Genomic DNA, 9,702 nt, shown 5'->3' with positions numbered 1-9,702 from the left:
ATATATCTAAAATTAAAGAATTTAATTGTTAAAGTTCAATGCAGTCCAATATAAGTTGAAGGTGTGCAATCTTTTAAAAGACATACATTTAAAGACATTTCAAAAAATTTATTAATAAAAACATGAATTCACAACAATAATTATCAAAATTATTAATAACGAAAACACCACTAATACAACAATAAATTAAGGTAGTTTGAAGATTAAAATGCCCATTTCATTTTCGTATATAACATTTTAACTACTAGTATTATATGTGGTGAAATAAGATAAATTTATTCACTCAACATATCCAATCGATTCAGGTTTACTGGGAAAAGCTATACGTTACAACGGAGTGAAATATGGCAAATAGGGATGGAAGAATTCCACTCAACGTATTACGACTCAAAGAACTGAGAAAGAAATTAGGACTGAGCCAAGAAAGACTGGCGGAAGAATGCTTTCAACAGGGTTTTGTCGTATCTATTGCTTCCATAAAGCGAGCAGAGTCTGGGGCGAATGTGCTGTATCGTACCGCATCCAATCTCGCGGAATACTTTTCTGTCCCCCTAGAGGACCTCTTAATAGATCGCGCCTCAGAACCATTACTTACAAATGTGCCTTCATCACCACCATATTTTTTTATTTTTGCAATCGAAGCAAAGTGTGATTTGACCGCAAAGACTCTGCAAACATTACTTTTCAGCCAAAACACTACACCCATAATACAAAACCGGACGTTTGTTCTTACTTGGTCTATACAGGAATCGGACGAATATGTTTTTGAACGAATTCGACAACTAGCCCTTCAATTACAGGTTGCTCTTTCGGCTTCGATTCGGTCTTTTATCAATGTGAAATACAAGCATCGAGTCACTGAGCTATCGGAACATCCGAATGCGATAACCCCACTCAATGAAATCCTAGTTAAAATCCCTTGGGGAGAAATAGCTGCTTGTCCTTGCTTTATCTCGTCCAATTGTGCCAGACCAATAAAACCGTTTCTAACAGGAGAGCCAGACTTCAACAACTGGCATCTTGTATCCTTACACCAAAGCCATACTGACTGTTTTGTAGGGCGTAAACTTGAACTAGAAACATTGAATAGCGGAATCAAGCGATGGCAAAAACAAGAAGCAGGCCAAACGTATTGTATTACTGGTACCGCAGGGATAGGAAAGACCAGCCTACTCAACCAGGTCATTGCGTCTTTGAATCGATCTTCGTGTTTAACCACAGAGATTCAAATCCTGAATCATGGTAGTGCTGATCTCTTGTCCCCTCAAAATATATTCACTCGGGCAATTTGTTCATTTACTCGTGAAGATACCGATGATTCTATTCGTCAGCAAACTGTCGAGTCATCAATTCCCTCTTCTTTCCACCTCTGCCTTTATTGGTTAATGGGGGTAGCACTCAACGAATCAGAAAAGCAGTTGCTGAACTTAATGGAGTTCCAAACGCTGAAACAAACGATAGAGCAATCTATCCCTTTCTTAATTCAACAACGGCAGACCAGCAAACCGCACTTGATTATTGTTGAAGATGTCCATTGGGCCGACGAGGTAATGTTGGCGTTTCTTGAGACACTGCTACCTCATATTACAAACACCAATATTTTGCTCTTTCTGACGTTTAGGCAGCAAAAACGACTTAGTTCCAAACAATCTTGGTTTACCAACGTGAATCTAATCGAACTTAGGGAGTTATCATCTGAAGAGTCTTACGAGTTAGCTTGCTCAATCACATGCCAACAGAATAAACATATCAATGACTGTATAAAGCTTGCGAAAGGCCATCCTCTATACTTGCGCCAAACACTGCTTTGCTCTCAGTTTGATAAAGACGTTCCGGAGTCATTGGAACATTTAGTTTCGATACAATTAGCTCAACTTCCAGCCCAAGATCGACAAGCACTCTGTACTGCCTCCGTGTTAGGGCAGTGCTTTCAACTGGAGCAACTGCGTGAAATCACTCGAATTCCCGGCTACGTGCCAGATAAGTTAGTCGATGCTGGCTTAGTAAAACTCAATGGCGATCAATACCTTTTCCATCATGATTTGATTTGTAATGCTGTTTTCCGTCAAATAGACAAGTCACAGTGTTCCAAAATACACATGGCCTGCGCAAAATGGTATGAGAACCGAGATCGATTCTTATATGCCGTCCATATTAATCATGCCAAGGTCGAAGGTGTATTTACTGTTCTTGAACAGACCGCCAAACATTACCTGAGTAATTATCAGTTTGAAAAAGCACTGACACTTATTGAGTTCGCTATTAAAGAGTCACCTAAAGAACAGATGGCGTATGCACTAAATATGAAAGGAAACTGCCTGTATTCGATGGGACGCATCAAAGAGAGTATTGAGGTTCTTGAGCAAGCGGTTCATCACACAGAAAATGATCCTGAACGTGTTCAATACTATTTAGACCTCATTAACCCCTACCGCTTAACCGATAACTTTGTACAAGCGATGTCGATTTTAGACCAAGCCCAAGCCCTGTGCGAAAAACTGACGTTAAATAAATCTTTGTGTGAAATCCACTCGATGAGAGGTAATATGCTGTTCCCTACTGGGCAGCTAGACGAATGTGAGAAAGAACATTTACTTGCATTAGATTACAGTCAGCGAGCAAACTGTTTTCGCGCGAAAGCAAAATCGCTTGGCGGCCTCGGTGATTGTGCCTACGCACAAGGAAAAATGGCTCGCTCATACGAGCACTTAACCGAGTGTTTGCAACTGTGTGAAGAGCATCAGTTGCTTTCGATTGAAACTGCCAATCGCTACATGCTGGCGACAGTGATGATCTATCAACTGCAATCTGACGAAGCACTAAAACAGGCTCAGCATGCCTCGAATCTTGCCTATCTCACGGCAAACCGCCGAGCAGAAATTGTTTCCAGGCTTACGGCAGCATGGATCTTTCTCGACCGTAATGTATTGGTGCAAGCTGAAAACGAAATCTCGACCGCTCTGCAACTTTCAAAACAGCTTAATGCTCATCGATTTGTCGCTTTTCTTTTGGAGTCCAGTGCAAGATTGCACTGGTATCAGGGAAAAGAGGAGAAAGCCCTTTCGGACATCGACACGGCTCTAGATCTTGTTCATATCAATAAGCTACACAATTTTATTGGTCCTTGGCTCGTATCTACCAAGGCACTTATTTGTGGCGATGAATCAACAGCCCTCTCCGCTTTGCGCACTGGTGAGGCTTGGCTAGAATCTACCTGTGTTGGTCATAACTATTTACGCTTTTACCAACAAGGAATCCAAGTAGCGTGGCAGTATAAGCAGCCTACGCTACTTCGAAAATATCGCGATAAGCTTGCTAACTTCACCCGAGAAGATCCGCATCCATGGGGTGATTTTTATATTGAACAAGCGAATCTGATGCTTGCCTTACTCGACCAGTCCAGCTCCGTCTCTGAGTTGTTAAACTTCAATCAGGCCGCGCGTAAGCATCAACTGAACCAGGCTCAAATAAGTGTTGATGAGCTCGACCATTGGCTCTTCACATCTACTCAACCATGAAATATTCAATAAACGAAGAAAGTCGACTAATTGCACTGTCAAATCATCTTGTTTGCTCGATTTACCTCGTCAAACACAGATATTCGAAACCATCGAATATCTGTGTTTTGTCACAGTGTCATCGCTGATTAGATTTATGCTGGCGCATGCTCACTTTGCTCCACCTTAAAGTTTTCGATGCTAGGAACATGCTCAGGTAAAAGTAGAGTAACGCGTTGATTTGCTACTTCAACCCATTTACCTGAACTATTTTTATATCGATAGAATGCCACGCCTGACTTCCAATCATCATTAAGTAGGATGTTGAGCGTTACGTTGTGAAGATCTGCTCCTAGAGGAGCAATGCCTAGGTAAGGCTGGTAGCCCTGCAACGTCACCATGATATGACAATCACGCATCGTGCATTGATAGTTGAAACTGCCATTGAGATCAGACACCACATTTAACGGTGGGTTAATGGCCTGAAAGATATGTCCTTTACCCACTATTGATTTGTCTTCGCTGGCCACGAGTAGATTAACATCGAAGTTCACTCCTCCAGGTAAGCCGTTACCAATTTGATAATGAGCAGTAAAAATTGCTTGTGATTCTTTTGATTCCATTTTCATTGTGTTCTCCAACTGAATTTATTGTCGTTAGTGACCCATTCAATGTAGATAACACGTCATTCAAGTTCAGTATCACTTTAGGATCAGATCTACTTGACTACATAAATTATCTAAGGTCACGCAGATGCCGCTCGTTCTTTTCATCAACCAGATATTATTGCTCTCTCGCTGATGCTTTTGGCGATTTGTACAGAACAACTGATACCAAACTGATATGGCGAACATATGCGTGCGAGTTAATATTTAAACAACTATTCAATACATAAGCCAAATGGAAAAAATAATGGAACAAGAATGGATGCAGGGAACTAAAGAAAACCAAGTGGTAGAACAGCACCCTAACCCTCAAATACAACGCCTCGCTGTACTTAACGCGTACTCAATCTCAATCAATAATGCCAAACTGTTTATTCAGAAAATGGATAAATGCGGTTTTCCTAAAGAGCGACTACTGACACCTCTTGAAAACACGATTTCACCGGTTCCCGGTTTGAACCAATATCAAGTCGAGTCACTCATCTTCAATACTCGCTATCAACACCAACCCTTTGTCATTGTCATGTGCGAAAGTACGCAAGAAGTTCAACAAGCCTATCTAACAGCAACTCGATTCAGTCTCCCGATTCGTGTTCGCTCAGGAGGGCATGATCACGCAGGTGAATGCAGTGGTGACAACGTCATTTTGATTGACGTGAGCAGAATTAAGACCTTTCAATTGTGTGAAAATATTGCCACCATTGGTGCTGGCTATCGCTTCTATCAACTGACACCAAAACTTGCAGAGCATGATCGAATGATTGCACATGGAACCTGTGCCACAGTTGGGTTGACTGGCTATATTCAAGGCGGAGGATGGGGCCCTTGGACGCGAAAATACGGCATGTGTTGTGAGCACCTAGTGAGTGCAACCGTGGTATTGGGTGATGGTACGATCACAGAAGTCTCAGCAGAGTCCAACCCCCACCTATTTTGGGCACTAAGAGGCGGCGGAGGCATGAGTTATGGCATTGTTACCGAGCTACGCGTAAAAACATTCCCTTTACCCAAAGAGATCCACCGCTTCGAACTTGAGTGGAACCTTTACAAAAAAATCAACGGTATGCTTCAGCCAATACCATCGCACCCTACCATAGATGTGCTAAAAAATTGGGAACAGGCTATAAAAAGTCTCGATACGGCTAAACTTCTCGGCACCAACTTGCAAATTGATGCTCTGCCTGAATTACCTAACCATTGCGATATCGACACAATAAGCCATCACTGCACTATGTACGGTTACTGGGAAGGAACAGTGCAAGATCTTGACCAATTTATAGCCGTTCAATTTGGCGCTTGCTCCCCTGATTTAGTTCAAGTCTATGAAGCACATGGCACTGATTTTGACGGGAAGAAATACGATCACTCCCTGATGAGCACATGGGGGCGCGATTCTTTGTGTCAAAGCGGTTCTCCTTTCCCTCCAGATTATGACGCCCCAGCACCTCACAAAATCACTTCGCGATTGGTATCAGAGCGAGGTCTTAAAGCAGAAGGCTATACTGCACTTTTGCAAAGCTTAACTTCACCTTTGATAAAGCCAGAAAACCGCGATCAAGGGCTATTTAGTTACGTAACCTTAGGTGCGATCACTGGTGGCTTTTATCATCACTCAGACGACCTTGAAGACATATCTTTCCCCTACCGCCAGTGTCAATATACAGTCCAATACCAAACCTGGTGGAATGAAGAGATAAAGCAAAAACTAGAACTACAAAATAACCCAGTACTTGTTGATGTAAACAGAGCCATGGACTGGATTGATAAAGCCAGAGAAGCTGATATACCGGGAACCTATGGTGCCTTCATCAGCTTTAAAGATCCGGCAATTCCCACAAGCGTTTATTTTGATCGAAGCTACCGCGACTTAATCGGTATAAAAGAGAAATACGCTAAGGATAAGTTTAATCATCTTAGAACTAATAAGACCATCATTTAACATCAATATGCATCTTAAGAAGCATATATTAACAGACCGTCATTTGGCCGTTCTATTACGTATAGAAATTAAAAAAAGAGGAAAAATTATGACAACTAAGGGTTCATTTTACGTTAAAAATAACTCCAGCGATAAAATCACCGGATATGTGAGATTTAAAGACTCTCCGGAAATGGAGGTCCGTTTCGACTTGAATACTGGCGAACAATCTGAATCTGCTAGTTTTGAATCCGGTGCCGCTACCCATGACTCCTGGTACTACAGTTTCAAAAAGGCAGGTGAAACCTATACTGGGAACAAGTCCTGTGCATTCTATGCAAAAGACGAAAATAAAGGCCCCGTCGCTGTGGAAATCTTTAATGATAATTTAAAAATATCTCCACCACTTAGCGGTTCTTGTGAGAAAACTTTATAGCCGCTTACCCGATTCATCACTTCGCCCGAGACAGTTGCACAACTTCTCGGGCAGTTTCATTTCTCGGTATTTGGATTGAAAACCCTCCCCATTTTCAATCACAATCTGAAATTGTTAACTTTATGTTCTCACTTTATATCACCACTGCAAGATAATCGAATCAATACAAATCACTTTTAAAATCAACTTTAAATCTAGAGTAACCAAGATTGAAAAAATAAATATATTATTGAGTTCTAAGATCAAAGATTTTTACTTAATACATCACTTTTTATTTTAACTCTATCAACTGATACTAAACTGCTACTGACGTTTTTTGATTGAATGCTTAAATTAATAGCATGCGCTTATCTCAATGGCTAAAACCATTATTAAAGCGCAATTCTTCTATATCCACGTAATCTCTAAGCATTTGATTCAGAGAGTTTCTTGGATATGCATCATTCAAAATAAACAACGGAAAGCATGGCTATGTGTACAGATGTGAATATCAATTATGGTTGCAACAACCAAACCTTATCCGCTAGAACCATGGAGTTTGCAGTTAACCTTCAGACCGAGATTTGGTTTAGAGCCCAACAAACTTACCAAATTACGACCTTTACTTCCGATGAAAAAGCCGACCGTGTTTTTAATGGTCAGCCGCCACAACGTCACAGTAAAGAATGTGAGTTTAAAGCAAGTTGGAAGGGAAAATTAAGCTTCATCCACTGCAACGCCATTACCCGATATAATAACCCTCTTTTAACAGCTGATGGCATTAATGAATCCGGCCTTTCCGTCGGATCGCTATACTTGCCCATTCTCAATCAAAATGTATCGACCTCTCACATCCCTGATGATGCCTTTGCATTAGGCAGCTGCCTGTTTGGTACTTTTATCTTGTCTACGTTTAATACTGTGGACGAGATGGTGACGTACTTCACTACTCACCCCGTTTACGTGTTTAACTCGACTATTTCAACTGGTGAAACAGAGAGTGACAACATGACGTTGGACCAGCATTTCGTGATTCACGATGCAAATAATGACAGTGCGGTCATTGAGTTTCTTAACGGTAATATGCATATCTATCGAGCATTTAAAGAAAGCGATATGTTCAGCAAAGAGGAAAATCAGCAAGCACGCTATCAATGTACCGAATACGACTTTGATGATTATAAAGTGGTTGTGGACCACTCCTACGTTGGAGTAATGACTAACTGCCCAAATTACCATTGGCATGTCAATCACCTCTCTTATTTTTCCAATTTGCGCAACTACAACCCAGAACCGAACAATGAAGTAACCATGCAACGTCATGTCCAAGTGCCTGGCCCACTTCAATCAATCAATGGCGCTGGCTTGATGGGTCTACCCGCCGACCCAACACCGCCGTCTCGATTTGTACAAACCTATGCAATTAAGCAGTTAAGCGAACAACCAACTAACTTCGACGAAGCCTTCTCACTCGGACAAAAGCTACTTAATCGCGTTGATATACCTTTGGGCATCATGGCGAATGAGTTTGAGACATCCGATAACCCTGAAGTCTTTTTTAGTGATATCACCCAATGGAGCGTTATTAGACATAACAGTCATCAGTCACCCGCGTTCTATCTGCGTACTTACGGAGACATGACTTGGCGAGTAGCCAATGTCAAAGACTATATTGGATTAAATAGAGACTGTCAGATTTCAAGCGTTTTACAGCTCATGCCAGTTACAACATCATTACCGTTTGAACAAGTCGAATCTCGACCAACTATTAAAATCGCTTAGAGTTAATTTTGAAGCGCAAACAAATGAGAAGCAAAAAAGCCAGAGTAAGAAATCAATCTCACTCTGGCTCATAGCTGCATATAGTATAGTTTTATCTGCTATAGATATAACGTATGGTTGCTTTTACACTTGTTACATTCAGTCGATTTACTCTTTACCGAACACGTTGTTCTCTTGTTCTTGAACGCGGATGAATGTAGTACGCTTGGTTAGCTCTTTAAGCTTTGCTGCACCCACGTATGTACAAGTTGAGCGAACGCCACCAAGGATGTCTTGAATAGTGCCGTGAACGCTGCCACGGTATGGCAATAACACGGTTTTGCCTTCGGCTGCGCGGTAGCCAGCAACACCACCTGAGTGCTTCTCCATCGCGCTCTTCGACGACATTCCATAGAACTTCATGAACTTCTCGCCGTCTTTCTCGATCACTTCGCCGCCTGACTCTTCGTGGCCCGCTAACATGCCGCCTAGCATAACAAAGTCCGCACCGCCGCCGAATGCTTTGGATACATCACCTGCGCATGAGCAACCGCCGTCACCGATGATCATGCCACCAAGGCCGTGCGCTGCATCGCCACACTCGATGATTGCAGAAAGCTGCGGGTAACCAACACCCGTTTTTACACGAGTTGTACAAACTGAGCCAGGGCCAATGCCTACTTTCACGATGTCTGCACCAGCGAGGATCAACTCTTCACACATATCACCAGTAACCACGTTACCCGCAGAAATCACCTTGTCTGGGAACTCTGCTCGCACGCGTTCAACATACTCGACTAAATGCTCTGAGTAACCATTTGCAATGTCGATACAGATGAAAATAAATTCATCTGAAAGCGCCATAATATCTTTGGTTTTTTGGAAATCCGCGTCAGATGTTCCCGTAGACACCATTACGTTATTCAGGGTTGCTTTATCAGCTGATTTAGCAAACTCAGCCCAATCTTCTACCGTGTAATGTTTGTGAACAGCAGTCATTACACCATGCTCAGCTAGCGCTTTAGCCATTGCAAAGCTACCAACCGAATCCATGTTTGCTGCGATTACAGGCACACCAGACCATTGACGACCACTATGCTTGAATGTAAAATCGCGGGTTAAATTTACTTGAGAACGGCTCTTAAGGGTAGAACGTTTCGGGCGAAACAGTACATCTTTAAAACCTAACTTAAGTTCTTGTTCGATACGCATTGTGTAATTCCTTGATTCATATGTATATGTGTCATCTCAGAGTGCGTAGTGATTTCGTTGGCAGACGAGTTCACTGTTCTTCGGACACAAAAAAACCGGAGCGTTGGCAGACGCTCCGGTTTTCAGCATTATAGGCTGTGATTTATTTCCTACAAGTCTGATATTTGAATTTTTTTTGTGATACCATCTTGATAATCGCATATCAAAAACACTCCTCAAGTCGTTATTTTTTCT

At 41.9% G+C, this 9,702-nt stretch carries 6 protein-coding genes; 4 read left to right on the top strand and 2 right to left on the bottom strand.

Annotated features, from left to right (window positions below):
- Window positions 1–344 precede the first annotated feature (344 nt).
- Window positions 345–3,518 carry an AAA family ATPase gene (locus tag NB463_RS18900; RefSeq protein ID WP_258430599.1) on the top strand — a complete coding sequence of 1,058 codons (3,174 nt, stop codon included), beginning with the start codon at window positions 345–347 and terminating at the stop codon, window positions 3,516–3,518.
- A gap of 134 nt (window positions 3,519–3,652) precedes the next feature.
- On the opposite strand, the gene NB463_RS18895 is transcribed toward NB463_RS18900, so the two are convergent.
- The gene (locus NB463_RS18895) at window positions 3,653–4,126 is read right to left on the bottom strand and encodes a DUF1842 domain-containing protein (RefSeq protein ID WP_006741117.1); all 474 of its coding nucleotides are present in this window, start codon (window positions 4,124–4,126) and stop codon (window positions 3,653–3,655) included.
- A 283-nt stretch (window positions 4,127–4,409) separates the two neighbouring features.
- Between NB463_RS18895 and NB463_RS18890 the strand changes: the two genes are divergently transcribed.
- From NB463_RS18890 to NB463_RS18880, 3 genes are all read left to right on the top strand, one after another.
- A complete protein-coding gene (locus tag NB463_RS18890; RefSeq protein ID WP_258430598.1) occupies window positions 4,410–6,101 on the top strand; it encodes an FAD-binding oxidoreductase in 1,692 nt (563 codons plus the stop codon).
- Window positions 6,102–6,189: 88 nt separating this feature from the next.
- Window positions 6,190–6,516, top strand: coding sequence for a hypothetical protein (locus NB463_RS18885; RefSeq protein ID WP_170901855.1), 327 nt, complete (start codon window positions 6,190–6,192; stop codon window positions 6,514–6,516).
- A 483-nt stretch (window positions 6,517–6,999) separates the two neighbouring features.
- On the top strand, window positions 7,000–8,277 hold the full coding sequence (locus tag NB463_RS18880) for a linear amide C-N hydrolase (protein WP_258516026.1): 1,278 nt from the start codon (window positions 7,000–7,002) through the stop codon (window positions 8,275–8,277).
- Between the two features lie 147 nt (window positions 8,278–8,424).
- Here NB463_RS18880 and NB463_RS18875 read toward each other — a convergent pair whose 3' ends face one another.
- Window positions 8,425–9,468, bottom strand: coding sequence for a GMP reductase (locus tag NB463_RS18875; RefSeq protein WP_005396079.1), 1,044 nt, complete (start codon window positions 9,466–9,468; stop codon window positions 8,425–8,427).
- Window positions 9,469–9,702 lie beyond the last annotated feature (234 nt).

It is taken from the genome of Vibrio sp. RM-41-2B, assembly GCF_024744415.1.
Classification (GTDB): domain Bacteria; phylum Pseudomonadota; class Gammaproteobacteria; order Enterobacterales; family Vibrionaceae; genus Vibrio; species Vibrio diabolicus.
This window is presented reverse-complemented; position numbering and strand designations above follow the sequence as displayed.

Excerpts from the sequence above, each read along its gene's own strand:
- NB463_RS18900 (WP_258430599.1), top strand. The coding sequence starts at position 345 with ATGGCAAATAGGGATGGAAGAATTCCACTCAACGTATTACGACTCAAA.
- NB463_RS18895 (WP_006741117.1), bottom strand. The coding sequence starts at position 4,126 with ATGAAAATGGAATCAAAAGAATCACAAGCAATTTTTACTGCTCATTAT.
- NB463_RS18875 (WP_005396079.1), bottom strand. The coding sequence starts at position 9,468 with ATGCGTATCGAACAAGAACTTAAGTTAGGTTTTAAAGATGTACTGTTT.
- NB463_RS18885 (WP_170901855.1), top strand. The coding sequence starts at position 6,190 with ATGACAACTAAGGGTTCATTTTACGTTAAAAATAACTCCAGCGATAAA.
- NB463_RS18890 (WP_258430598.1), top strand. The coding sequence starts at position 4,410 with ATGGAACAAGAATGGATGCAGGGAACTAAAGAAAACCAAGTGGTAGAA.